Genomic DNA, 23,112 nt, shown 5'->3' with positions numbered 1-23,112 from the left:
AGCGTGAGGGCCGGTGCGACTGATGTGTCGTCAGTGGCGCTGTGATCTGCATGTTTCCCATGAAAGGCCCTCATATGAGACTACGGTCCCGCCCCGCGCGCCTGGCCGCCGGAGCCGTACTGGCCGCGGCGATGCTGTCCGGATTCCTCCCGGCGGCGGGCGCGTCCGCCGCTCCCGAGGCGGCGCCGGCCGCGGTGACGGCCGGCGACCCCGTGGAGGGAATGCCGGACGACGGCTTCGTCGACGAGTCCGACGGCGAGCAGGACGACTTCGCCGGGACGGCCGCTCCGGCGGGAGCGCAGACGCTCGGAGCCGGAACGGAAGGGCTCCGGACGCAGGGCCTTTCCGCGGCCGCCGAGGCTGCCGCGGCCCCGATACCGGGCCGCGCGGGCGACTTCCAGCTGAAGGCCGGCTCCTCCCTCACGGGTCTGGTGAACCAGCTCGACGCGTCGCTGCCGAAGCAGGGCCTCACCGAGCTGATGGAGCAGGCGAACCGGGACGCCGGCTGGGAGGGCGCCTGTGGCGCCACCGGCATCTACGGCCCCGATCTGCCGGCCAACCACCGCATCTGCTGGCAGAACGACGACGCCACGTCCTCGGAGTGGATCCCGCAGGCCATCACGGGCATATCGGACGCGCAGGAGGACGAGGACTGGGGCACGTCCAACGCCGAGCCGATCGTCGTCGGTTCGTACGACGGCGAGAACCCGGGCCGGAGCAATTACGCGGCGCAGCGCGACAACTGCGTCCAGGACTCCGCATCGGACGCCTGCAACGAGAAGGGCATCCGGGTCAGCTTCTTCAACCAGGCGACCCAGAAGTACCGCCATGTGCTGCTGGTCTGGCCGTACATGAACTCCAAGAACCACATCTCCTTCGACGCGCTGCACGCGCGCGAGGGCACCTGCACCACGACGGTGACCAGTGCCTGCAAGGCGCAGAACGGCATCCACGCCGGCGGCATGGTCTGGTACGGCAACTACCTGTACGTCGCCGACACCGCCAACGGCATGCGGGTCTTCGATCTCCGCAAGATCATGGACCTCAACCCGGACAACAACGCCGACGTCAACGACCCCACCCCCGACGGTCTGGTCAGCGACGTCGTGGACAAGAAGCGGATCGGCCGTCAGAGCAACGTCTGGTACAGCTACGGCTACCGGTACGTCATGCCCCAGGTCGCCACGCTGAACTTCACGGCGGCGAAGACCACCGGGGACACCAGCGGCAACCAGTGCTACGCGACGGCGCGGCCGAAGGCCTCGTACATCTCCCTGGACCGGACCGACACGGACCATCTGATCCTCGGTGAGTACTGCAACACCAACAACGGCGGCAGCAGCCCGGGCCGGGTCGGTACGTACCCGATGACGGCGCTGACGGCCGCGGTCGAGGGGGCTGCCGGTACGGTCGCGAACGCGGATCTCGCGTACGGTCTGCCGACCGGCCCGACCCTCGGCAGCGAGGCCCTGTGGCACAAGATCCAGGGCGTCACCCGGTACGAGGGCAAGTGGTACTTCCACCGCAGCAACGGCTACGACAACGGGCGTCTGCTCCAGGCCACGGAGGGAACCGTCGACGGTACGAGCCAGCTCGTCGGCAACCCGAAGGTGCTGCAGTCCTCGTTCGGGCCGGAGGACCTGTACCTGGCGCACGGGCGCGGTGACGGCTTCGCCCCGCAGCTGTGGTCGCTGAGCGAGCACGCCCCGAGCAAGTGCTCGGCGTGCAAGCGCGAGATGTACAGCTACAACATGAGCGCGGTGATCAGCGGGTTCGGCTCGTAGAGCACGCGCGCGGCGAACGGCACCCCAGGGCTGCGCCCTGGGGTGCCTCGCTGTCAGGGGGCGGTGAAGAGGCGGGGAAAGCGGGGTCCGAGCCAGGGCTTGCGTCCCCAGCTGAGCGCCCGGCCGCGGGCGATGACGCCCCACGGGTCGATCCGGCCGAGGCCGAGCAGCAGGAAGGCGACCGGCTCGGTGAGGACGGTGCAGTCCGGCCGTTCCGAGGGCTCGGCCGTGACCCGCACCTCGTCCCCCTTGACGCTCACGCCGAAGCGGGCGCCGCCCCACAGGCGCACCGTGAAGCGGGCGGTGAGACCTGCGACGGCCGCGGGATCGACGACCCGGGGCATGGCCGTGATCATGAACGGCAGGGTCAGCTCGACCCGGGCCCGGTCGATCATGTGGGGCCTGCCCAGAGCGAGGGCGAGGTCGTAACCGTGCCCCAGCATGTGGGTGAGCAGGTACGAGCCCAGGACGGCGGGCCCCATCGGGCCCAGGGGCGTGAGGAGGACGTCCTCGGGGGCACGTTCCTCGATCGTCGCGAGAAAGGCGTCCGCCTGGTCGCAGATCATCCCGGCGAGGGGCGCGGCCGCCCGCTCGCCGAAGGCGGCGAGGGCCTGTTCGTTGGCCGCGGCCAGGCTCTGCGTGGTCCCGTCGCCATAGGTGCGCGTGCGGCCCGCGGCGATGTCGGCCATCAGCTCGTTGGCCTGCGCCAGGTGGGCGGCGGCCTCCCCGACGGTCCAGGTCGACCGGGGCACGGGCAGCCCCGTGTCGGGGGCGTCGCGCAGCACCCCGGCGATGTCCGCGGCGGTCGCGCGTATCGCCTCGCCGAGCCCCTCGGGCAGCACGCCCCGCGACCGCCCGTCCGGCACCGTCACCATGCTCGTCTCCCCCTCGGCTCAGGACTCCCGCGGCCGCGTGGCGCGCCGTTCGGCGACAAGGTACGCGATCCCCGGCAGCATCAGCAGGGCGGTGCCCCACCAGGGGAGGGCGAAGAGCGGCTCGTCACCGGCCAGCTTCTCGGTGAGGGCCAGGACCGGCAGTCCGACGACGAGCGCCACGATCCAGCCCTTGCCGAAGCCGAGGGAACCGCGGCGCAGTTCGAGAAGCACGGTGACGACGCCGATGCTGAGCCAGAAGGCGAGCCGACCCGCGGTGACGTCCACGGTCGCCGTCCGGTGGAGCAGGTGCGAGAACAGCAGCAGCATGCCCGCGACGAAGGGGATCAATGCCGCCATCCGCAGCGCGCGCCGGTGGAGCGGCATCCGCGCCCTGGCCCAGGAGGCGGCGAAGGCCTTGACGTCCCGGCCGACGACGTCCTGCGGAGTACGGCCGGCCGCCGCGGCGTCGTCCAGGTGGGCGGTGAGTTCGGCGAGCATCTCGCGGACGGATGCGTCGTCGATGCCCCGGTACTCCCAATTGCTGCGGCAGACCGCGAGTACGCGCTCGTTCGTCATGGTGTCGCTCGTCATCGTGTCGTTTCCCCCGTGGGTGGTGCGGTCTCGGCCGTTCCGGCCGTTCCGTTCGTCTCGGTCGTCTCGGCCAGAATCCCGCCGGCCTGCGTGGCGAACTCCTGCCACACCGCCCTGCCGTGATCCAGTTCCGCCCGGCCGGCCCCGGACAGCCGGTAGTACTTGCGCGGCGCCCCGCCGCTGGACGACGGGGCACGGAACGACTCGACGAGCCCCGCGCGCTCCATTCGGGCCAGGAGCGGATAGATGCTCCCCTCGCTCACCAGCTCGAGGCCGCTCTCGGTGAGCGCCTCCACGAACTCGTAGCCGTACCGGGGCCGTTCGGCGATCAGCGAGAGCAGACACAGGTCGAGCACACCGCGCAGGAGCTGACTGCGCCGTTGGTCGACGCCCGTCGACAGCTCCTTTGTCATGCGGTGCATGGTAGTCGCGAACTGTCTTGCATCACAAGGCACTCCACAGCTAGATGAAGATGATTATCAAACGCTATTGTGTGCCGCGAACAACGGGACACAGGGTCCAGAGGACACGAGGACGGGAGACCACGATGGCCGAGGGGCCACCCATCGCCGCCAGACCCCTGGACGTCGGTACGGACATCGGCGCGTCCTCGGGGGAACGGCAGCGCAAGCAAGCGGCGTCCACCACACCACTGTTCGTGGCGGCGGCCGTCGCGCTGCTCCTCTTCCTCCCGGTGACGCTGCCGTGGGCCGACCCGGCCGCCCTCGGGTCCTGGCGCACGCTCCTCGTCGCCATCGTGGTGCAGGGCATCCCGTTCCTGCTCCTCGGTACGGTCGTCTCGGCGGCGATCGGCGCGTTCGTCCCGGCACGTGTCTTCGCCCGGGCCCTGCCCAGGAATCCGGTGCTCGCCGTACCGGTGGCGAGCGCGGCCGGAGTCGTCCTGCCCGGGTGCGAGTGCGCGTCCGTGCCCGTCGCCGGCAGTCTGATGCGGCGCGGGGTCGCCCCGGCGGCAGCGCTCGCCTTCCTGCTGTCCGCGCCCGCCGTCAATCCGGTCGTCCTCGTCTCCACGGCCATCGCGTTCCCGGGCAGCCCGGAGATGGTCTTCGCCCGGCTCGCCGCGTCGCTGCTCACCTCCGTCGCCATGGGCTGGCTGTGGATCAGGGCAGGGCGCGAGGAGTGGCTGCGACTGCCCAAGGGACCCACGGGCCACGCCCCCGGGGCGAACCGGCTGACCGAATTCCGGCGCGGACTGCAGCACGACTTCCTGCACGCCGGAGGGTTCCTGGTGGTCGGTGGCATGGCCGCGGCGACCTTCAACGTGCTCGTACCGCCGTCGGTGCTCGACCTGTTCACGGACTCGCCCTGGCTGTCGATCCTGCTGCTGGCCCTGCTCGCCGTCGTGCTGTCGATCTGCTCCGAGGCCGACGCGTTCGTCGCCGCCTCCTTCACCGGCTTCTCGCGCACCGCCCAGCTCGCCTTCATCGTCGTCGGCCCGATGGTCGACATGAAGCTCATCGCGCTTCAGTCGGGCGCGTTCGGCCGGGCGTTCGCGATCCGCTTCTCCAGCGCCACGTTCGTCGTCGCCGTCCTGTGCTGCGTACTCATCGGAGGAGTGCTGCTGTGAGCAAGCCCGTCCAGCCTCTGCTGCTGCTCGTGACCGGCGCGGCGCTGCTGCGGATCACCCTCGGCAGCGACGTCTATCTGCGGTACGTGAAGGAGGGCCTCTGGTCGCTGCTGGTGCTGTCCGGCGTGCTGCTGGTCGTCCTCGGCATCGCCGGCCTCGTCTCGGCCGTGGCCGACCGGTTGCGCCAGCCCGTGATGCAACTGCGCCACGACGCGAACGGCAAGCCTTACTGGCACGATCCGCGGCGCGATCCTCACGACGAGGACAGCTCGTCACACGGTCACGAGCACGGGCACGGGCACGGCGCGCCGCGTGTCGCCTGGTTGCTCGCGGTGCCCGCCCTCAGCCTGCTGTTCTTCGCTCCCCCGGCGCTCGGCTCGTACACCGCGGCGCGCGACGGCGCGTCCGCCGCCGCCGAGGTGACGACCTACGACGAGCTGAAGGAGCAGCCGACCGTCTCCCTGCGGATGGCCGAGTTCATCGGCCGCACCGTCCACGACAACTGGAGCGTCCGGGGCCGCAAGGTGAAGGTCATGGGCTTCGTCGCGCCCGGGACCGAGCCGGGAACGTGGTACCTCAGCAGGCTCACCGTCAACTGCTGTGCCGCCGACGCCCGTCCGATGCGCATCGAGGTGCATGGCGCGTCCGCCCCGCCCACGGACTCCTGGGTGGAGGTCACCGGCCTCTGGCGCCCCTCCGACGTCGATCCGGACGACCCTCTGCCGCAACTCGACGCGGGCGAGGTCAAGCCCGTCCCGCCGCCCCGGAATCCGTACGCCGACGATGCCCCCGGCGGCGCCTGACCCTCCACCGGCCCGGCCCGGCTGTGCTCGGCTCGGCCCGGCACCGCGTCCGTCCGTACGGCTGCCCTCGGTCTCCACGTCTGTTCGAACACCGCTAGGGTTTCCGCCAGTCACTACGGCAGACAGCTGAGCACCACGGGAGTCGGGAACGTGCAGACCGGTACGGGGACGAGTTCGGAGACGTTCCAGCCACTCGGGGACGACGATCCGGGCACCGTCGGGGAGTACCGTCTGGTGGCGCGGCTCGGAGCCGGCGGGATGGGCCGCGTCTACCTCTCGTACACGCCCGGCGGGCGGCCCGTCGCCGTCAAGGTCATCCGCCCGGAGCTGGCCGACGACCCCGACTTCCGCGAGCGGTTCCGGCAGGAGGTCACCAACGCGCGTCGCGTGCAGGGCGTGTACACCGCGCCGGTTCTCGACAGCGACACCGAAAGCTCCACGCCCTGGCTCGCCACCGCCTACGTTCCCGGGCCCTCCCTCGCCGAGGCCGTCAAGAGGCACGGGCCGCTGCCCATGTCGACGGTGCTCCTGCTGACCGCGGGCGTGGCCGAGGCGCTCCAGGACATCCACCGTGCCGGGATCGTGCACCGCGACCTCAAGCCCTCGAACGTGCTGCTCGCCCTCGACGGGCCCCGTGTCATCGACTTCGGCGTGGCGCGTGCCGCGGACGCCACCGCCCTCACCCACAGCGGGTCCGCCATCGGCACGCCCGCCTTCATGGCGCCCGAGCAGGCCCTCGGCGGGGAGATCACCGGGGCGGCCGACGTGTTCGCGCTGGGCCAGATCGCGGCCTTTGCCGCGACCGGCGTGGGCGCCTTCGGCGACGGGCCGTCGCACGGGGTGCTGTACCGGATCGTGCACGAGGAGCCCCGGCTCGGTGAACTGCCGGACGAGATAACCGAGTTGGTGCAGGGGTGCCTGCGCAAGGTCGCCGCAGAGCGGCTCAGCCCTGCCGATGTCATCCGCCTGTGCGCCGCCGCCGACCCGGACCGTGGCCTGCGTCGCTCCGAGAGTTGGCTCCCGCCGTCGGTGGCCGGGCAGCTCGCCCGGCACGCCGTCCGCGAGCCCCAGCCGCGGCCGGCAGCGGACGACACGATGGCCCTGCGTCTCCCCGGGCAGGGCCCGGCGCCCCGCGCGGGCGCGCCGTCCGGCGCGGCCCCGGTTCCCGGTGGCGTAACCGCCGGCGTGTTCGGTCCGCCCGCCGTCGGCGTTCCGACGCCGGGCCCGACCGGCGACATCCGCGCCGGCGCGTTCGGCGGACCGGCGATCCCCGGCGGACCCTCCTCCCCCGGCGTCCCGCCCTCGCCGTACACCGCGCCGACCGGCCCCGGCCACCTGGGCCCCGGACCGCGCCGTACGAGGAAGCGGGGGCTCGTCACGGCCGGGGCGGTCGTCCTGACCGCGGCCACGGTCACCGGAGCGCTGTTCCTGTCCGGCGTCCTGCGCCCCGGCGAGCGCGCCGACGAGGCGAACGGACGGGCGGGGCAGGCGTCGAGCCCGACGACCGTGCAGAACCCGACCGGTACCGCCCGGCCTTCCGCGACGCCGTCGAAGAAGCCGGGGGCGAGCGCGTCGGCGTCCCCTTCCTCGTCCGCCACGCCCACCCGCACCGCCCCTCCCGCGTCCGGCGGACCGACGGCCTCGCGGACACCCTCCGCCTCCGCCAAGCCCTCGGCCTCGACGGCCCCCCAGCCGCCCTCCACCACGTACGGCGGCATTCGTATGACGGCCAAGCACGACCTGTTCCTGGCCGACCGCCCCGTCCGGTCCAGGGCCGACTCGGGGAGCTACGACGAGGACCTCACGTACGCCGTGTACTCCTCCGGCGCCGTCGTGGCCCCCGGCTCCACCAGCCGGAGCCAGCTGACCCGCCTGGCGCCCCGCGCCGCGGGGACGCTGGACTCGTGCCTCGCGCAGACCGGCAGCGAGAAGTACGTGTGGGTCAAGGACCTCGCCGTCGGCGACCGGCTGTGCCTCATCAGCGGCACCGGCCACGTCGGCCTCATCAGCTTCCGTGGCACGGCGCCCTCGCCGGACACGACGGACTACATCACCGTGGACGTCAAGGTCTGGCGCAACGCGGTGAGCCCGGTGGGTGGCTGACGGCACGGTCCCTCACGCGATGCCGAGCCGGGCCACCAGCCCGCCGCGGACGAGTGCCGTGCCGTCGGCGGGTCGGACCGCGGTCCAGGAGGCCCCGGCGGCCAGCACCGTGGCGGCGCTCGCGACGCCGAGGACCGCGCCCGCGGCCACGTCTCCCGGGTAGTGCACGCCGGTGTGGACGCGGGAGTAGCCGACGGCGCTCGCCAGGACGCCGAGCGGCACCGCGACCACGGGCAGGACGACTCCGACGGCGGTGGCGAACGCGACGGCCGAGGCGGTGTGTCCGGAGGGGAACGAGGCCGAGGCGGGCATCGGAACGTGCCGGGCCACGGCCACCCGGGCCGCCTCCCGGTCGGGGCGCCGCCGGCGGACCACGCGCTTGCCGACCAGATTGGCCGAGGCGGAGGCCACGGCGACGGCCCCGACGCCCGCGAGCGCCGCCCGCCGTGGCCGGCCGGGGAAGAGGGCGAGCGCGGCGGCGACGGTGAGCGAGATCTTGGAGTGGTCGGCCGCGGTGGACAGTCGCCGGAGCCCCGTGTCGAGCGTGGGCGTGGGGGTGGCGGCCACCGCCGCGTACACGGCGCCGTCGACGACGCGCAGGTCGTGGAGCGCGGCGGCGAGAGTCCGTCGCAGGGCCCGGGGCCCGCGCCGCCCGTTCGTACCGGGCACTGTGGCGGCGTCGGCGCTGTCGCTCTCCTGCGGGGGCCTCACCGGGCACGTCCCAGGGCGAGTGCGGTGATCCACTGCCAGTTCAGGGGCGAGCTCGGTGCCACGGTCCCGGGCCGGTGGCGGGGGACGAGGACGCGCAGGGCGCGCGGACGGACGGTGCAGACGACGGGCGTGGGCAGGGTCAGTGCCTCGCCGTCCACCGCGACGGGGATGGTGTCGCTGTCGGCCGCGATCTCCACCCTGCGGGCCGACAGGACGTTGAGCCCCTGCGAGCGACCTCCCCGTACGGCGAGGTCGGCCGCCTGGGCGGCGCCCTCCACCCGAAGGGCGATCACTCCGAGCTTCCCGCGGTCGAGCCGGGCGCGGAGGCCCACGGCCATCGGATCGGGTGCGGCATAGGGGTTGTTGCTGACCAGGACGGCCTGCTGTCCGGTGAGACGTTTCTCGCCGGCGGTCACGTCCAGGCGCCGGCCCTTCCCCCCGAGCAGGTCGGGCAGGTGGGTGAGGGCGGTTCCCGCCTTGGCGTCGCGGTACTCGGGACGCTGCACGATGTCCGCGTACACCCCGAACGACACGGTGTTGACGAAGGAGCGGCCGCTGACCGTGCCCAGGTCGATCCGGAGTTCCTCGCCGTCGGTCAGGGCGTCGAGACATCGCGCCGGGTCGGTCCGGTCGAGGCCGAGGTCCATGGCGAAGTGGTTGCGCGTGCCGGCGGAGATCACCAGGAAGGGCAGGTCGTGCTCGGCGGCCACCCCCGCGACCAGTGCCTGGGTGCCGTCACCGCCCGCCACCCCGAGCAGGTCGGCGCCGCCGGCGACGGCCTCGCGCGCCAGCGCCTCCACGTCGGTACCGCCCTGTGTGTCGAGCAGGTGCACCTGGGCGCCCAGCTGCTCGGCGCGCTCCACGAGCCCGAAGCGGCCGACCTTCCCGCCGCCCGACTTCGGGTTCATGATCAGGACGGGCCGCCGGGGACGCGGCCGGGTCTTGCCGCGCATCACGTACGACTTCCCGGTGGCGCGCAGGGCGGCCCGGGCGCAGATCACGGCCGCACCCCACAGTGCGAGGGCCACGAGCGCGTTGACCCACACGCCTTCCAGGATGTAGTGGATCAGCACACCCACGGGCGCGCCGACGGCGAGCAGCGCGCCGAGCAGCCGGATCGGTCCGCGGCGGGCGAGCAGCCACCACAGTCCCGCGGCGGAGACGACGACGCCGCCGAGCCCGGTCAGCAGGACCAGGACCCCTGACTCGCCCAGGGCCAGGAACAGCACGACGATCGCGGCCACGAGCGCCAGCAGCGCGCAGCGGGCCAGGAGCCGGGCCGTCCCCCTCGTACGTCCGGAACCACCCACCGGTACCACCTCCGGTCCCAGCCTCCCCCACTCGGCCCTCTCCGGCGCCCCGGACGGCGCCGTTCGGAGACGTTTCGCGCGCCAAAGTCCAAGACCCACCGCGGTTGCGTCCATGGGCACGACCGGGCGGGCGGTGCAGGCTGCGGTACCCCACGTGCAGGAGAAGGAGGACTCGTGTCAGGTCGAAGAGCAGGTCTGCTCGCGGTGGTTGCCGCCGCGGCTCTCACCGTGACCGGCGTCGGCACGCCGACGGCGTCCGGGGCTCCGGCGGCATCGGCGGCTGCTGCGACGCCGGCGGAATCGGCGGCTGTGACGCCCGCCGCCGACCACACCGTGACCGTCGGTGCCAAGGGTTCGTGGACGCATCCGGACGACACACCCGCCGCCTCCTACATCGACAAGGACGGCACCTTCTACTTCCAGCAGGCCCATGCGCTGTACGGCGCGACGCAGCCGCGCAAGTGGACGTTCTACACCGGTACGAACTTCGACACCGCCACCCGGTCCGCCGCGATCAGCGATGCCGTGAACCCCGCCTACGGCAACGACAGGAACAACGACACCACCTGGCGGTGCAACAACAGCCCTACGGGCCTCGAGTCCACCGATCCGCCCGCCGGATCGGGCTACTCCCAGAAGAACTTCTGCGATCTGGCGGGCGTGTGGGTCGACCCGGACACCGGCGACTGGTACGGCCTGGTGCACAACGAGTTCACCCCGCAGCCCTTCGGCGACGGCGTCCACTACGACGGCATCGACTACGCGGTCTCCAAGGACCAGGGCCGCACATGGACCATCAAGGGCCACGCCCTCACCTCTCCGTACAGCACCAAGAGGGGTGACACCGCCGCCTTCCCGCGGCAGACGTACCACTACGGCGACGGCGACCCCCGCCTGTTCGTGGACACCGCGTCCGGGTACTTCTACGTCTACTACGGCTCGCGGATCGTGGAGAAGGGCGGCGGCTGGAAGGCCTTCCACGGGCACGTGGCCCGTGCCCCCATCTCCGGCAAGATGGCGCCCGGTTCCTGGCGGAAGTGGTACGACGGCGCCTGGAGCGAGCCCGGCGTGGGCGGCCGCGAGAGCAACATGGTGCCGGTCGGCGCCTCCAGCACGACCGGCTACACACCCGTCACGGGTGAGTACGACCCGGCGAACGCCGGCACGGTGAGCGAGCAGGTCGCGGCCGGCACGATGCCGCCGACCTCGCCGCTGTTCGTCATGGACATCACGTACAACGCCTATCTGGGCCTGTACATCGGCGAGCCGCAGGCCGTCGACCAGAGCGGGAACGCACCGCAGCAGTTCTACGCCACCGACGACCTCTCGAAGCAGAAATGGCGGCTGATCGGCGACACCGGCGGCCACACCAACGCCTCCTGGTACCGCTGGTTCCTCGACGGGGTGAACAGGACGAGCTCCGCGATCGTGGGCAAGTCCTTCCGCTCCTACTGCTCCTTCGGGTGCCCGGGCGGTTCCTCCGGCGAGTACGTGAACATCACCATCGGTACGTCCGCACCGGCCGCTCCCGTCGACCCGAGCAGGACGTACCGCATCGCGTCCGGGGCGGGGCGCGTCCTCGCCCAGGCCGCGAGCGGCACCGCCACCACCTCGCTGCCCGCCGCCACCGGATCCGCCCGCGAGGCATGGGTCTTCACCGCCAACGGCGACGGCTCCTACCGCGTCGCGAACTCCGCCACCGGCGGGCTCCTGGGAGTGGACTCCGCCGTCACGGGCAGCCGTGCCTGGGGCGCCAGGCCCACCGTCACGGCGGCCGGACCGAGCGGTCCGACCGTCGGACAGCAGTGGTTCGTCGTCCCCGGCGCCACCGCCACCGGCACGGCCACCGGGGCCTACCGGCTGGTCAACCGCTACAGCGGCCTGGTGATCGGCATGTCCGCCGACTCCGGCCGGCCGGCCGAGACCACGCCCGCCCGCTTCTGGAGCGACACCACGGGCGGCGGTGTGGGCGGATCCCGTACCGCGGCGGAGCAGACCCTGACCCTCACCGCGGTGGGCACGGCGCCCGACACCCTCAACGGCGTCCGCACCCTCGTCACCGGGGGCAAGGCCCTCGACAATCCCGACCACAGCACCACACCGGGCACCCAGCTGATCACCTGGACCGCCCATGGCGGCGCGAACCAGAACTGGAGGTTCACCCAGCAGCCGGACGGCTCGTACGAGCTCGTGAACGCCGAGTCGGGGCTGTGCGCCGATGTCGACGGCGGCTCCACCGCCACCGGTGCCCGTGTCATCCAGTGGACCTGCACGGGCGGCGCCAACCAGCGGTGGAGGGTCACCCGCCTGCCGGGTGGCGCGGGTGACGCGTACACGGTCGCTTCGGTGAAGAGCGGCCTGCTGCTCGCCACGGCCTCGTCCTCGAACGGCGCCTTGGTCACCCAGCAACCCGACACGGGCTCCGCCCTGCAGCAGTGGACGATCACCTGACACGGTGCGTGGCCTGGCGTCGCCCCTGACGGAGCGTACGGATCGTCAATCGGCTGACTGTTCCCACGTGCTCCTGGCCCGGTCGGCGGCGCGGTGCGCATCGCGCGCCGCGCGGCCGGCTTCCTTCACCGCCGTCTCGGCCTCAGCCGCCGCGGCGTGAGCGGCGCGCTTCTCCTGTCTCGCGTCCCGCAGCTGCCGCTCGAGCTCGTCGACGCGGTCGTCCGCGGCGGCGACCTGGGCCTGCTCCTTACGTCGCGCTTCCTCGGCCTCGCCGAGCACCTCGTCGCGACGGCGGGCCTCCGCGGTGGCCTCCTCGGCGGCGGTACGGCGCTGCTCCCGCCGCTTTCGGCGTTGCTCCTCCGCCTTGCTCGGCCGCTTCTCCGCGGGCTCCGCGGACGTCGCGGGCTCCGCGGGCTTCGGTGGCTTCGCGGGCTTCGGGCGCTGGAGTGTCGCCTCCGGGGTGACCGCGCCGAAGCCGACCGTGGCCTCAGGTGCCTTGACGAGCGTGCCCGCCGCCCACTGCGCGGCGACATCGGAGCTCGCCAGGGCGGCGTGGAAGATCTGCTCGACATCGTGGAGGACGGCGTCGCTCACCGGCTGTCCCGCCTCCCGCGCCGACCCCGCCGCCTCCCGGGCGAGCGCGGCGATCACCTTGTGCCGCTGCCCGCTCGCTTCCCGCAGCTTCACCGGGTCGAGCGTGCGATGGGCCTCCCGAAGGGTCTCGCCGAGCGCGAGCAGGCGATCGACGTCCGCCTGCCGCTCCCGGACGAAGAGGTTCGACACCCACGCCGCCGTCGTCGGGCGCCGGAGGCCCGAGATCGCCTTCACCGCATCGGCGTCCCGTGCCCTGCGCGCTTCGGCGACGTACGCGTCACGGGCGGCGGTGAACTCTTCGGGCCGCAGCCCGTACAACTCCTCGATGACCTGCTCGACGTCCACGCCTCCCACTATCCGCCGGTCGGTGCCGATAACGGCGTAGGACGTGCCCGCCCGGTCCCGTCGGGCGCCCGGTGGCGGTCGCCGCGGCTGTCCGCGTGGGGCGCTGACAACGCCCTCCCTCCACCGGGTACTTCAGACGCATGCATGAGTCGCGACGTCCTGGGCAATCGCCGGAATGCCAAGGGCCTGCCCCGACAGGGGCCGCGCCCCGAGTCGGCGGAGGTGTCGTCATGGTCCCGCTTCTTCTCGTACTGCTGCTGATCCTCGTTCTCTTCGGCGCCGGATTCGCCCTCGAGGTGCTCTGGTACATCGCCATCGCCGTCCTGGTCCTCTGGATCCTGGGCTTCTTCATGCGCGGCGGGAGCGGACGCTGGTACCGCTGGTGAACGTGGACCGAGGTGACCGGAGACCGCCCCTGCGGGTGCGCGGCGTGCGCAGCCAGGTGCGAGGGCGGAGGCGGAGGGCACGCCTCAGGGCCCTGACGCCACAGCGCCCCGGTGCCTCGGCCGCCCTGTGGCCTCTGGGAGGCTGGGCGGATGACGTCAGGAACCGCCGAGGAGTTCACTTCCCTTCGCCCCAGGATGTTCGGCCTGGCCTACCGGATGCTCGGGTCCGCCGAGGAGGCGGAGGACGCCGTGCACGACGCGTATCTCCGGTGGAGCGGCGCCGACCGGGCGTCGATCGAGCACCCCGGGGCCTGGCTCGCCAAGGTCGTCACCAACCTCTGCGTCAACCGGCTCACCTCCGCCCGTGCGCGGCGTGAGCGGTACGTGGGGCCGTGGCTGCCGGAGCCGGTGTTCACGCAGGACGGTTCGCTCGGCCCCATGGAGTCCGCCGAGCGGCGCGACGCCGTGTCGACGGCGCTGCTGGTGCTGCTGGAGCGGCTCACACCGACGGAGCGCGCGGTCTACGTGCTGCGCGAGGCGTTCGGCTACAGCCATCGGGACATCGCCGGCGTGCTCGATCTGAGCGAGGCCAACTGCCGCCAGTCGTACCGCCGGGCCGTCCAGCGGGTGACGCGGGCCGAGGCCCGCTTCGTACCGGCGGCCGAGCGGCAGCACGAGCTCGTCGAGTCCTTCGTCAGGGCGGCGCGCGAGGGCGATCTGGCGGGCCTGGAGAGGCTGCTCGCCGAGGACGTCACCTGGTGGAGCGACGGCGGCGGCAAGGTCACCGCCGCCCGGCGGCCCCTCGTCGGCAGGGACACCGTCCTGCGCTTCCTGTCGGGCGCCATGGGACGACTCCCGGGCGGCGCGGTCCTCGCGGCCGCCGAGGTCAACGGGGCGCCGGCGCTCGTGGCGCACGCCGGGGGCCGGCTGGTCGCCATCGCCTCGTTCGAGCTGCGGGACGCCGTCGTCGTCCAGGTGCAGGTGGTGGTGAACCCGGACAAACTCGCCTTCGCCGAACGACAGTTCACCGCCTCACCCCCTGTGGTGTGAGTGAGCGCGGTCACACCGGCCGGCAAGGCGTACCGCGGGTTCCGCGCCGGCGGGCGCCTGGCGCCGGAGCGAGCCGTGGGCACGGTCACGTTCGACCACTTCCTGGGGGAGCGCTGTACGGCGCACCGGTGACGCCCCGGGTGGGTCACGCCGCCGGGCTAGGGTGTGCGGCGTGCGAGTGCTACTGGTCGAGGACGACGACAATCTGCGTTTCGGGGTCGCCGCCGCGTTGCGTGCCGCAGGACTCGCCGTCGACGAAGCGGCCGATCTGCCCCAGGCCGACGAGGCGCTGTTCGTCACCGCGTACGACTGCGCCGTCTTCGACCGGATGCTTCCGTCCGGGGACGCCGCCGCGTACGTGGAGGAGATGCGCCGCGGCGGCCGGGCGGTACCGGTGCTCTTCCTCACCGCCCGCGACTCGGTCGCCGACCGTGTCGAGGGCTTCGCGAGCGGTGGTGACGACTACCTGATCAAGCCGTTCGCCGTGCCGGAGCTGGTCGCCCGGGTACGCAGTCTCTGCCGGCGCTCCGCGATCGTCCGCCCGCCCGTGCACAAGGTCGGCGATCTGGAGATCGACACCGCCCGTCGACGTGTGCACCGCGCCGGTGTGCTGCTCACACTGACGAGCCGGGAGTTCGCGGTCCTGGAGATGCTGGCCGCGCGCTCCGATCAGGCGGTGTCCCGGGCGGAGTTGCTGGAGGGCTGCTGGGACGAGATGGCCGAGCCGCAGTCCAACGTCCTGGAGGTCCTCGTCTCCCAGCTCCGCCGCAAGCTGGGCGACCCGCCGCTGATCCACACCGTCCGGGGCGTCGGGTACCGCCTCGCGTCGGACCACCCGTGACGAGACCGGCCGGCTGACCCGCCCCCGCCGTCCTCATCAAATCCTCAGCATCGGCCCGTCATGCTCCCCAGCGAACCGAACATGGGAGCACCTCGTTGAACCGCGCTGTCCGTCACCATGCCCTGGCCCTCACCCTCGCCGTCGTCGGCGCCACCACGCTCGCCGCCTGCACCACGTCTGCGACATCCGGATCGGATCGGCCGCGGGCATCCGACCGGCCGAAGGCGGAGGCCGGCCGCATCGACCCCGCCACCCGGCCCGAGCTGAGGTCCTTCTACCAGCAGAAGCTGCGGTGGAGGGCGTGCGGTGACCACCAGTGCGCCGAACTGACCGTCCCCATGGACTACGCCCACCCGACGAACGGGAAGACCTTCGTCCTTCCGGTGGCCCGAGCGGTCACGGCGAAGCCCGCCGAGCGGATCGGCTCGATCATCGCCAACCCCGGCGGACCGGGGGCTTCCGGGGTGACGTCCCTCCTGGAGGAGGGCATGGCCGATTCCTTCACCGCCAAGGCGCGCGCCCGCTTCGACGTCGTCTCCTTCGACCCGCGTGGCGTGGGTGGCAGCTCGCCGGCGCTGACCTGCGGAGGAAGCGAGGAGGAGGCGGGTAAGCAGGACGGGGCGGAGACGGTCACGGATACCGCCACGGCCGATCCGTTCTTCCCGAGGACCGTGGCCGAGCGCGCCGAACTCCTCGCGGCCGCGAAGGAGCAGGCCGCCGCGTGTGCGAAGCACAGCGGCGGCATCCTGCGACACGTCGGCACCGAGGACGTCGCCCGGGACATGGACGTGCTGCGGGCCGCCCTCGGGGAGTCCCAGGTCACGTATCTCGGCTGGTCGTACGGGACGAGTCTGGGCACCTCGTACGCCGAGCAGTTCCCCCGCCGGGTCCGGGCGATGGTCCTCGACGGCGCCGTCGACCCCTCCCTCGACTGGTCGAAGCGAGCCGTGAGCCAGGGCGTCGGCTTCGAGCGGGCGGTCGAGGACTACATCGCCTCGTGCGCCGACGTGGCCGGGGACAGCTGCCCCGGCAGCACCCCCGAGGAGATACGGACGCTGATCGACGGACTCTTCGAGAAGACCGCCCGCGATCCCCTGCCCATCGACGGCGAAGAGTACGGCGCCGACGCAAACGTGCTGCTCGAAGCGCTCGTGATGTCGACGTACACGCCCGAGACGCAGTGGAAGGACCTCTCCGAGGCCCTGGCCGACGCGGGCCGCGGCAACGGTACGAAGCTGGCGAAGCTCGCGGCGCCCGAGGAACCGGCGCCGGAGACCGACGACTCCGAGGGCTCCACCGAGACCCCCGCCCCTTCGGACGGACCGGACGACGGCGGCGAGCCCGGCACGGAGCCCCCCTCCGACAACAGTGACGCCGCTCTCCAGGCCGTCAACTGCTTCGACGTCCCGCACCCCCGCGATCCGCATGCGTACTGGAATGCCCTCGCCCCTGCCGAGAAGGCCGCCGGCCGCTACGGCACCTCGAGCGTGACCACGGCACTCACCTGCAAGGACTGGCCCACGACCGCACGGAAGCCGCATCGGGTCAGCGCCGCGGGCGTCGTCCCCGTCCTCGTGGTGGGCACCACCGGCGACGCGGCGACCCCCTATGAGGAGGCCGCGAGTCTGGCCTCCCAGTTCCCCGGCGGCATGCTGCTCACCTACGAAGGGTTCGGCCACACCGCGTACGGCCGCAGCAACACGTGCGTCACGGATCGCGTCGACGACTACCTGATCGAGCGGAAGCCGGTCCCCTCGGGCACCAGCTGCTGAAGCCGAGCGCGGCGAGCCGCCTCCCTCGGCCGTCACGGGGCCGAGGGAGGCGGTGGGCGTCGGCCTTACGGTGCCATCTCGTACGCGCCCGACAGCGCCTCGACGCGCTGCCAGACCCGGCCCGAACGGGCCTCGTCGACGACCGGGCGCCGAACGGCCCCCAGCGACCAGGCCTGCTGCTGCTCGGTGGCGGAGTCCTTGCCGTGCAGTTCGACGGCGTGGGCGGAGAAGTCCCGTACGAGCACGGCGAACAGCTCGTCGAGAACGTCCTCGTCCAGATCCGTGAGCGCCGCCTGCTCCAGGACCAGCTGGCCGTGGACGACGAGCGCGAACAGCTGGCCGACGGCGAGGAGGAGGTCGAGGTCGCGGCTCTGCTCCTCGTCGGGGGCGGCGGTCGCGACGAACTCACACAGGGCGTCGGCCTGTTCGCGGAAGCGCCCCACGTTGGGCAGGTGGGCGTACGTGTCGTACGCCGTGCGCCAGTCGTGGAAGCGGACGGATCCCAGGCCGCGGGCCGGTCCCTGGCGGAAGAGGAAGTCGTCGTCGGCCGCGTCGAGGCGGGTCGGGACGGCCTCGTACGCGACCGGGTCGAGGAGGTGGTTCCGCATGAACTTCAGGATGAGCGCCAGGTTGACGTGGACGGTGCCCTCCAGCTTCGGCAGGCCCCGGATCTCGACGGCCGCCTGGGCGAAGTAGTTGTCCTTCTCGAAGCCCTTGGCGGCGATGACGTCCCACATCAGGTCGATGACCTTCTCGCCCTCCGTGGTCACCTTCATCTTCGTCATCGGGTTGAAGAGCAGGTAGCGGCGGTCGTCGGGCCCGGCGGTGCGGAAGTAGTCGACGGCGCGGTCGCTGAACAGCTTCATCCCGACGAGCCGGACGTAGGCGTCGGTCAGCTCACGGCGCACGTGCGGGAAGGCGGTGACGGGGCGGCCGTAGAGGATGCGGTTGTGGGCGTGCGTGACGGCTTCGTACATCGCGTGCTCGCAGATGCCGATCGACGCGGTGCACAGGTTGAACTTGCCGACGTTGACAGTGTTGAGGGCGGCGTCGAAGGCGGCGCGGCCGGTGTGCAGGACGTCCTCCGGGGCTACCGGGTAGTCCTCCAGGCGGAACTCGCTGACGTACTTCGACGAGTCGACGACGTTCTTGACGAGGTGGTACGCCGGGTGGCGGCTGTCGGCGGCGAAGAAGACGTAGCCGTCCGGGCCCTCGACGTCGGTGCGGCGGCCGAAGACGGAGACGAGCCCGGCGGCGTTGCCGTTGCCGATGTAGTACTTGGAGCCGGTGGCCCGGAAACCGCCCGAGCCGTCGGGCTCCAGGAGCATGTCGGTGGAGTAGATGTCGGCGCCGTGGGACTTCTCGGACAGGCCGAAGGCGAACACCTCTCCCTGGGAGAGGAGCTCCGCGGCGCGGGCGCGGGCGGCGGGGTTCTCGCTCTGCCAGACGGGGCCGAGGCCGAGGATGGTGACCTGCCAGGCGTACCAGTAGTCGAGGCCGTAGAAGCCGAAGATCTCGTTGAGGGCGGCGATGCGGGCGGTGTCCCAGCGCTTGTCCCCCTCCCCGTCGGCGGCGGAGGACGGCGTCAGGAACGTCGCGAACAGCCCTTCCTTGGCGGAGAAGGCGAGGAAGTCGGCCAGCCAGGCGCGGGACCGGTAGTCCTCGATCAGCCGGCGCTTGCCGCGCTGCTCGAACCAGTCGACCGTGGCGCGCAGCAGCCGGCGGGTCTCGGGGTCGAAGTGTGCCGGGTCGTAGGTGTGCGGGTTGAACAGCAGCGAGTCGGCCATGTTCTCCGTCTTTCGGTCCGGTGGACGAGAGGGGTGGTGGCGCCGGCCGGGTGGATCCTGCCGACGGGTGGTCTTGGGGGTGGGGGCTCGGTTCGGGGGCGGTTCAGTGCTCGGCGCCGAGCCGGCGGAGGGTGGCGAGTACGTCGTCGAGCCAGGCGAGGGTCATCCGCTCGTAGGCGATGCCGCCGCGCAGCACCACGTGCTGGAGCTCCCTCCCGGCGTCGGGCGGGCCGGCTGCCGGGCCGGGCTCCCCCGATCCCGTGGAGTCTCCGAAGTCCCGTTCCTCGCCCGCGAGGTAGTGGGCGAGGCGCTCGGTGTGGGCCCGATGGTGCCGCTCCACCTCGCTGATCAGCGCGGCGGGGTCGTCGAAGGCCGCGCCCCGGATCTTCACGGCGAGGTCGTGCCGGACGCTCTCGGGTTCGATCGGCTCGTGCAGCCACGTGGACAGCGCGGTTCGTCCGAGGGCGGCGACGGAGTACTCCTTCTTGTCCGGACGCCCCTGTTGCGGCACGTCCCGGACGTCGACCCAGCCTTCGCTCTCCATCCGCTTGAGCACGCGGTAGATCTGCTGATGGCTGGCGGTCCAGAAGTACCCGATGGACCGCTCGAAGCGCCGGGCCAGCTCGTAGCCGGAACCGGGCTTCTCCAGCAGGGACACAAGAATCGCGTGTTCGATCGCCACACCCGGATCCTTCTATGCAACTCGTTGCATAGGCAAGCGTGACCGCGTGGGTGAGACGCGGCTCACCCGAGGGGACCCCACCGAAACGCTCAGGAGGTGGCGGTCCGGGTCAGTCGCGGGCGGCGGCCTTGTCCAGTTCCTCGTCGAGCGCGATCGCCGCGGTGATCAGGGCCAGGTGGGTGAACGCCTGAGGAAAGTTGCCGAGTTGTTCGCCGGTCGGGCCGATCTCCTCGGCGAAGAGCCCGACGTGGTTGGCGTAGGTGAGCATCTTGTCCATCGCGTAGCGGGCCTGGTCGAGGCGGCCCGCCCGGGCGAGCGCTTCGACGTAGAGGAAGCTGCAGAGCGAGAAGGTGCCTTCGGAGCCGCGCAGTCCGTCGGGGGACGCCTCGGGGTTGTAGCGGTAGACGAGGCTGTCCGTGACGAGCTCTCGGTCCATGGCGTCCAGGGTGGACAGCCACGAGGGCGCCCTCGGGGAGATGAAGCCGACCAGCGGCATCAGCAGCAGGGAGGCGTCGAGCACGTCGCTGCCGTAGTGCTGGACGAACGCCTTGAGCTCGGGGTTCCAACCGCGCTCCATCACCTGGATGAGGATCGCGTCGCGCGCCGCGGTCCAGCGTGGCAGGTCGGCGGGGCGGGCGTACCGGGTGGCGAGACGGATGCCGCGGTCGAGGGCGACCCAGCACATCACACGGCTGTATGTGAAGTCCTGGCGGCCGCCGCGGGTCTCCCAGATGCCCTCGTCAGGACGGTCCCAGCTGTCGGCGAGCCAGTCGAGGAGCAGGGCGAAGCCCTTCCACCCCTCGTAGCCGGCGAGTTCGGCCAGATCCGGCGAGTAGGTCATCGCATAGGCGAACTCGCCGTAGATGTCGAGCTGCAGCTGGTCGGCCGCCCCGTTTCCGGCCCGTACGGGAGCGGAGTCGCGGTAGCCGGAAAGGTGCCCCAGGATCTCTTCGGCCAGCTGGGGATCACCGTCGATCCGGTACATGATCTGCGCGGGCTCGCTGCCGGCGGGGCGCGGCCCGCGGAAGCGGTCGCCGAGCCAGCGACGGAAGGCGTCGACCTCCTCGAGGTAGCCGAGGTCGAGGAGGACGCGCATCGAGAGGGACGCGTCACGGATCCAGGTGTAGCGGTAGTCCCAGTTCCGCTCACCGCCGATCTGCTCGGGGAGCCCCATGGTGGCGGCCGCGATCGGCGCGCCCGTCGGGGCGTAGATGAGCAGCTTGAGGGTGATGGCGGAGCGAACGACCATGTGCTGCCAGCGGCCCCGGTAACGGCAGCGGCGGATCCACCGGTGCCAGAAGGCCTGGGTCTCCCCCAACTCCGCCTCCACCATCCGCTCGGTGACCGGCGCGGGGACGGCTCCGGGGGAAGAGGTCTCCAGAACGATTCCGGCGACCTGCCCCTGCTGGAGGGTGACGGTGGCACGGATGTCCTGGCCGTCGGCGTCCAGGGGGACGTTGCTCCGCAGATGCACGTCGAGGTCGGGGCCGTGGAAGGTGGCGGAACCGCCGTCGAGGGTGAGCGTGTGCGGTGCGCGTCCGTAGTCGAAGCGCGGTCGGCACTGCACGTCGAAGGTGAGGGTCCCGCGCACCACGCGCAGGACCCGCACCAGGCGGTGCCGGTCGGTGGCCACGTCCGGCCGCTCGTCCACCGTCATGAAGTCGACCACTTCGCCCACCCCGTCCGGGGTGAGGAACCTGGTGATCAGGACCGCCGTGTCGGGCAGATAGAGCTGGCGGACGGTCACGTCGTCCAGGGCGGGGGCGATGGTGAAATGGCCGCCGCGCTCCTGGTCGAGCAGGGAGGCGAAGATGCTCGGCGAGTCGAAGCGGGGTGCGCAGAACCAGTCGACCGCGCCACCGGCGGAGATCAGGGCGGCGCTCTGGAGGTCGCCGATCAGTCCGTGGTCGGCGATCGGTGGGTAGCCGGGCACGGGGACCTCGCTTCCGCCGCGGATCAGGGGGTTCCGCTGCCGCTCTTCGCCTCCCACGCAACCCGCCACCGTCCGCTTCGGCAACAGGGAGCGACCGACCGGGCGAACTGCTTCGGCGTGTCGCCGCGGCGGGCTCATGCAACGGGCGACCGCAACGGACTCCGCCGGGACCGGAAGGCTCGGCCGTCGCCGCCCGAACCAGTGGGCTCTACGGGCCATTCCGTCGCGTGTCGGCCCGCGCAGGTGCGGGGTCCCCGCGCCGTCCGGGCATGCTCGCCCCATGCGCGTGATCGCCGCCGTTCTGGCCTCGGCCGCAGTGTCCGTGGGGCTCATGGGGCTCGCGGGCTGCACGGGTACCGAAGGCCGGGCAAGGACCGCCGAGGCGGCCGCTCTCGCCTTCGTGGCGGAGCTGCGCGGCCCCGACCTGGGCCGGGCCTGCGAAGCACTGGCGCCGAGCACGCGCGAGGAGCTGGAAGAGGAGGGAGGATGCGTGCGGGCGCTGACCGCGCTGCGGCTCGGTCCCGCAGCCGCCGGTGCGGTACGGACCGAGGTCTACGGCTCCCAGGCCCGCGTCGTCCACGGCGACGAGAACATCTACCTGGCCTCCTTCCCGGACGGCTGGAAGATCACGGCGGCCGGCTGCACACCGCGGCCCGGGCGGCCGGACCGGTGCGTGGTGAAGGGCGGCTGACATGCGTGTGCTCTTCGTGCTCTGCCTCGTGGTGCTCTTCGGCGGCCTCGCCCACGCCTTCACCGTGGGGTTGATGCAGCGGTGAGGACGGGCACCCGCTTCCTCCGCGAGAACGGGCTGACGCTGGCCTTCGGTACCGGTTTCCTGCTCGTGCTGGCCGGTCAGGCGGTCGCCGGCTGCGCGGAGCTCAACACGCTCCTCGAGGCGGAGGGCATGCCGCGGATCGCCGTCCACGACTACGTCCTGACGTCCGACTTCATGGTGGACGTCACCGAGAACTGGCAGTCGGAGTTCCTGCAGTTCTTCCTCTACGTCTTCGGGACCGTCTGGCTCGTGCAGCGGGGTTCGCCCGAGTCGAAGTCGCTCGACAGGATCGGGGTGGAGTCGGACGAGGAGCAGAAGGTCGGTGCGTACGCCACCCCGGACTCGCCGCGCTCCGCGTCGGCGGGCGGTGCGAGGCAGGCTCTGTACTCACGATCGCTGGGCCTGGTCATGTTCCTGGTCTTCACCTTGTCGTGGCTCGCGCAGTCCGTCACAGGACGGGTGGCGTTCAACGAGAAACAGCTGAGCGAGCTGCAGGCGCCGGTCTCCTGGGGGACGTACGTCTCGTCCGCGGAGTTCTGGAACCGTACGCTCCAGAACTGGCAGTCCGAGCTGCTGGCCGTCGCGTCCATGGTGATGCTGTCGGTCTACCTGCGGCAGCGCGGCTCCCCGGAGTCGAAGCCCGTCGGTTCCGCGCATGGGACCACGGGTGTGGAGGGCTGACCGCCTCGCTCCGGGTCGGCATCGCGTCCCGTGCGCACTCCCTTCCCAGCCAT

At 72.0% G+C, this 23,112-nt stretch carries 21 protein-coding genes; 12 read left to right on the top strand and 9 right to left on the bottom strand.

Translation table 11 applies throughout. The features are described 5' to 3' along the window. Positions 1–74 precede the first annotated feature (74 nt). A complete protein-coding gene (locus ACFV9D_RS11670; RefSeq protein WP_385144224.1) occupies positions 75–1,784 on the top strand; it encodes a hypothetical protein in 1,710 nt (569 codons plus the stop codon). A 53-nt stretch (positions 1,785–1,837) separates the two neighbouring features. Here the strand turns inward: ACFV9D_RS11670 and ACFV9D_RS11665 are convergent, their stop codons facing one another. Genes ACFV9D_RS11665 through ACFV9D_RS11655 form a run of 3 tightly spaced genes read right to left on the bottom strand, consistent with a single transcriptional unit; the run spans position 1,838 to position 3,663 of the window. Then, positions 1,838–2,659 carry a maleylpyruvate isomerase family mycothiol-dependent enzyme gene (locus tag ACFV9D_RS11665; RefSeq protein WP_385144222.1) on the bottom strand — a complete coding sequence of 274 codons (822 nt, stop codon included), beginning with the start codon at positions 2,657–2,659 and terminating at the stop codon, positions 1,838–1,840. Between the two features lie 18 nt (positions 2,660–2,677). After that, entirely contained in the window at positions 2,678–3,250 is a 573-nt protein-coding gene (locus ACFV9D_RS11660; protein WP_385144220.1) for a hypothetical protein, read from the bottom strand. Then, the gene (locus ACFV9D_RS11655; protein ID WP_385144219.1) at positions 3,247–3,663 is read right to left on the bottom strand and encodes a PadR family transcriptional regulator; all 417 of its coding nucleotides are present in this window, start codon (positions 3,661–3,663) and stop codon (positions 3,247–3,249) included. Before ACFV9D_RS11655 ends, ACFV9D_RS11660 begins: the two co-directional genes overlap by 4 nt. A gap of 134 nt (positions 3,664–3,797) precedes the next feature. On the opposite strand from ACFV9D_RS11655, the gene ACFV9D_RS11650 reads away from it, so the two are divergent. The 3 genes from ACFV9D_RS11650 to ACFV9D_RS11640 all read left to right on the top strand — a co-directional run bounded on the left by ACFV9D_RS11650 (position 3,798) and on the right by ACFV9D_RS11640 (position 7,741). Further along, positions 3,798–4,835, top strand: a complete 1,038-nt coding sequence (locus ACFV9D_RS11650) for a permease (RefSeq protein WP_385144217.1) — start codon at positions 3,798–3,800, stop codon at positions 4,833–4,835. After that, positions 4,832–5,638, top strand: coding sequence for a TIGR03943 family putative permease subunit (locus ACFV9D_RS11645; protein ID WP_385144215.1), 807 nt, complete (start codon positions 4,832–4,834; stop codon positions 5,636–5,638). The genes ACFV9D_RS11650 and ACFV9D_RS11645 overlap by 4 nt, the downstream gene beginning before the upstream one ends. 150 nt (positions 5,639–5,788) lie before the next feature. After that, entirely contained in the window at positions 5,789–7,741 is a 1,953-nt protein-coding gene (locus ACFV9D_RS11640; RefSeq protein ID WP_385144213.1) for a protein kinase, read from the top strand. Positions 7,742–7,753: 12 nt separating this feature from the next. Here the strand turns inward: ACFV9D_RS11640 and ACFV9D_RS11635 are convergent, their stop codons facing one another. Both ACFV9D_RS11635 and ACFV9D_RS11630 read right to left on the bottom strand, forming a co-directional pair. Further along, positions 7,754–8,410, bottom strand: coding sequence for a phosphatase PAP2 family protein (locus ACFV9D_RS11635; RefSeq protein ID WP_385144351.1), 657 nt, complete (start codon positions 8,408–8,410; stop codon positions 7,754–7,756). Positions 8,411–8,448: 38 nt separating this feature from the next. Continuing rightward, a complete protein-coding gene (locus tag ACFV9D_RS11630) occupies positions 8,449–9,762 on the bottom strand; it encodes a diacylglycerol/lipid kinase family protein (protein WP_385144211.1) in 1,314 nt (437 codons plus the stop codon). A gap of 174 nt (positions 9,763–9,936) precedes the next feature. Here ACFV9D_RS11630 and ACFV9D_RS11625 point away from each other — a divergent pair, with 174 nt between their 5' ends. After that, positions 9,937–12,213 carry an RICIN domain-containing protein gene (locus ACFV9D_RS11625; RefSeq protein WP_385144209.1) on the top strand — a complete coding sequence of 759 codons (2,277 nt, stop codon included), beginning with the start codon at positions 9,937–9,939 and terminating at the stop codon, positions 12,211–12,213. Positions 12,214–12,258: 45 nt separating this feature from the next. Here ACFV9D_RS11625 and ACFV9D_RS11620 read toward each other — a convergent pair whose 3' ends face one another. Then, positions 12,259–13,152: a hypothetical protein gene (locus ACFV9D_RS11620; protein ID WP_385144207.1), complete on the bottom strand. Its 894-nt coding sequence runs from the start codon at positions 13,150–13,152 to the stop codon at positions 12,259–12,261. 230 nt (positions 13,153–13,382) lie between these two features. On the opposite strand from ACFV9D_RS11620, the gene ACFV9D_RS11615 reads away from it, so the two are divergent. The 5 genes from ACFV9D_RS11615 (at position 13,383) to ACFV9D_RS11595 (ending at position 17,201) form a co-directional block, all read left to right on the top strand. Continuing rightward, positions 13,383–13,538 carry a hydrophobic protein gene (locus ACFV9D_RS11615; RefSeq protein WP_385144205.1) on the top strand — a complete coding sequence of 52 codons (156 nt, stop codon included), beginning with the start codon at positions 13,383–13,385 and terminating at the stop codon, positions 13,536–13,538. Positions 13,539–13,688: 150 nt separating this feature from the next. Further along, the gene (locus ACFV9D_RS11610; RefSeq protein WP_385144203.1) at positions 13,689–14,588 is read left to right on the top strand and encodes an RNA polymerase sigma-70 factor; all 900 of its coding nucleotides are present in this window, start codon (positions 13,689–13,691) and stop codon (positions 14,586–14,588) included. Continuing rightward, positions 14,589–14,720, top strand: coding sequence for a hypothetical protein (locus ACFV9D_RS11605; protein WP_385144201.1), 132 nt, complete (start codon positions 14,589–14,591; stop codon positions 14,718–14,720). It abuts the gene before it with no gap. 46 nt (positions 14,721–14,766) lie between these two features. After that, a complete protein-coding gene (locus ACFV9D_RS11600; RefSeq protein WP_385144349.1) occupies positions 14,767–15,429 on the top strand; it encodes a response regulator transcription factor in 663 nt (220 codons plus the stop codon). 95 nt (positions 15,430–15,524) lie between these two features. Continuing rightward, entirely contained in the window at positions 15,525–17,201 is a 1,677-nt protein-coding gene (locus ACFV9D_RS11595) for an alpha/beta hydrolase (protein WP_385144199.1), read from the top strand. A 65-nt stretch (positions 17,202–17,266) separates the two neighbouring features. Here the strand turns inward: ACFV9D_RS11595 and ACFV9D_RS11590 are convergent, their stop codons facing one another. The 3 genes from ACFV9D_RS11590 to ACFV9D_RS11580 all read right to left on the bottom strand — a co-directional run bounded on the left by ACFV9D_RS11590 (position 17,267) and on the right by ACFV9D_RS11580 (position 21,603). Next, positions 17,267–18,988 carry an acyl-CoA dehydrogenase family protein gene (locus ACFV9D_RS11590; RefSeq protein ID WP_385144197.1) on the bottom strand — a complete coding sequence of 574 codons (1,722 nt, stop codon included), beginning with the start codon at positions 18,986–18,988 and terminating at the stop codon, positions 17,267–17,269. A gap of 103 nt (positions 18,989–19,091) precedes the next feature. After that, a complete protein-coding gene (locus tag ACFV9D_RS11585; RefSeq protein WP_385144195.1) occupies positions 19,092–19,670 on the bottom strand; it encodes a PadR family transcriptional regulator in 579 nt (192 codons plus the stop codon). A gap of 109 nt (positions 19,671–19,779) precedes the next feature. Further along, the gene (locus ACFV9D_RS11580) at positions 19,780–21,603 is read right to left on the bottom strand and encodes a glycoside hydrolase family 15 protein (RefSeq protein WP_385144347.1); all 1,824 of its coding nucleotides are present in this window, start codon (positions 21,601–21,603) and stop codon (positions 19,780–19,782) included. Positions 21,604–21,883: 280 nt separating this feature from the next. Here ACFV9D_RS11580 and ACFV9D_RS11575 point away from each other — a divergent pair, with 280 nt between their 5' ends. Further along, positions 21,884–22,294 carry a hypothetical protein gene (locus tag ACFV9D_RS11575; protein WP_385144193.1) on the top strand — a complete coding sequence of 137 codons (411 nt, stop codon included), beginning with the start codon at positions 21,884–21,886 and terminating at the stop codon, positions 22,292–22,294. Between the two features lie 81 nt (positions 22,295–22,375). Further along, positions 22,376–23,059, top strand: a complete 684-nt coding sequence (locus tag ACFV9D_RS11570; protein ID WP_385144191.1) for a DUF6766 family protein — start codon at positions 22,376–22,378, stop codon at positions 23,057–23,059. Positions 23,060–23,112: the final 53 nt, after the last annotated feature.

The organism is Streptomyces sp. NPDC059875, from assembly GCF_042731085.1.
GTDB lineage: Bacteria > Actinomycetota > Actinomycetes > Streptomycetales > Streptomycetaceae > Streptomyces.
This window is presented reverse-complemented; position numbering and strand designations above follow the sequence as displayed.

What these genes read in the sequence shown, in the direction of transcription:
- ACFV9D_RS11670 (WP_385144224.1), top strand. Translation starts at nt 75, where the DNA reads ATGAGACTACGGTCCCGCCCCGCGCGCCTGGCCGCCGGAGCCGTACTG.
- ACFV9D_RS11590 (WP_385144197.1), bottom strand. Translation starts at nt 18,988, where the DNA reads ATGGCCGACTCGCTGCTGTTCAACCCGCACACCTACGACCCGGCACAC.
- ACFV9D_RS11615 (WP_385144205.1), top strand. Translation starts at nt 13,383, where the DNA reads ATGGTCCCGCTTCTTCTCGTACTGCTGCTGATCCTCGTTCTCTTCGGC.
- ACFV9D_RS11610 (WP_385144203.1), top strand. Translation starts at nt 13,689, where the DNA reads ATGACGTCAGGAACCGCCGAGGAGTTCACTTCCCTTCGCCCCAGGATG.
- ACFV9D_RS11660 (WP_385144220.1), bottom strand. Translation starts at nt 3,250, where the DNA reads ATGACGAGCGACACCATGACGAACGAGCGCGTACTCGCGGTCTGCCGC.
- ACFV9D_RS11650 (WP_385144217.1), top strand. Translation starts at nt 3,798, where the DNA reads ATGGCCGAGGGGCCACCCATCGCCGCCAGACCCCTGGACGTCGGTACG.
- ACFV9D_RS11665 (WP_385144222.1), bottom strand. Translation starts at nt 2,659, where the DNA reads ATGGTGACGGTGCCGGACGGGCGGTCGCGGGGCGTGCTGCCCGAGGGG.
- ACFV9D_RS11655 (WP_385144219.1), bottom strand. Translation starts at nt 3,663, where the DNA reads ATGACAAAGGAGCTGTCGACGGGCGTCGACCAACGGCGCAGTCAGCTC.
- ACFV9D_RS11575 (WP_385144193.1), top strand. Translation starts at nt 21,884, where the DNA reads ATGCGCGTGATCGCCGCCGTTCTGGCCTCGGCCGCAGTGTCCGTGGGG.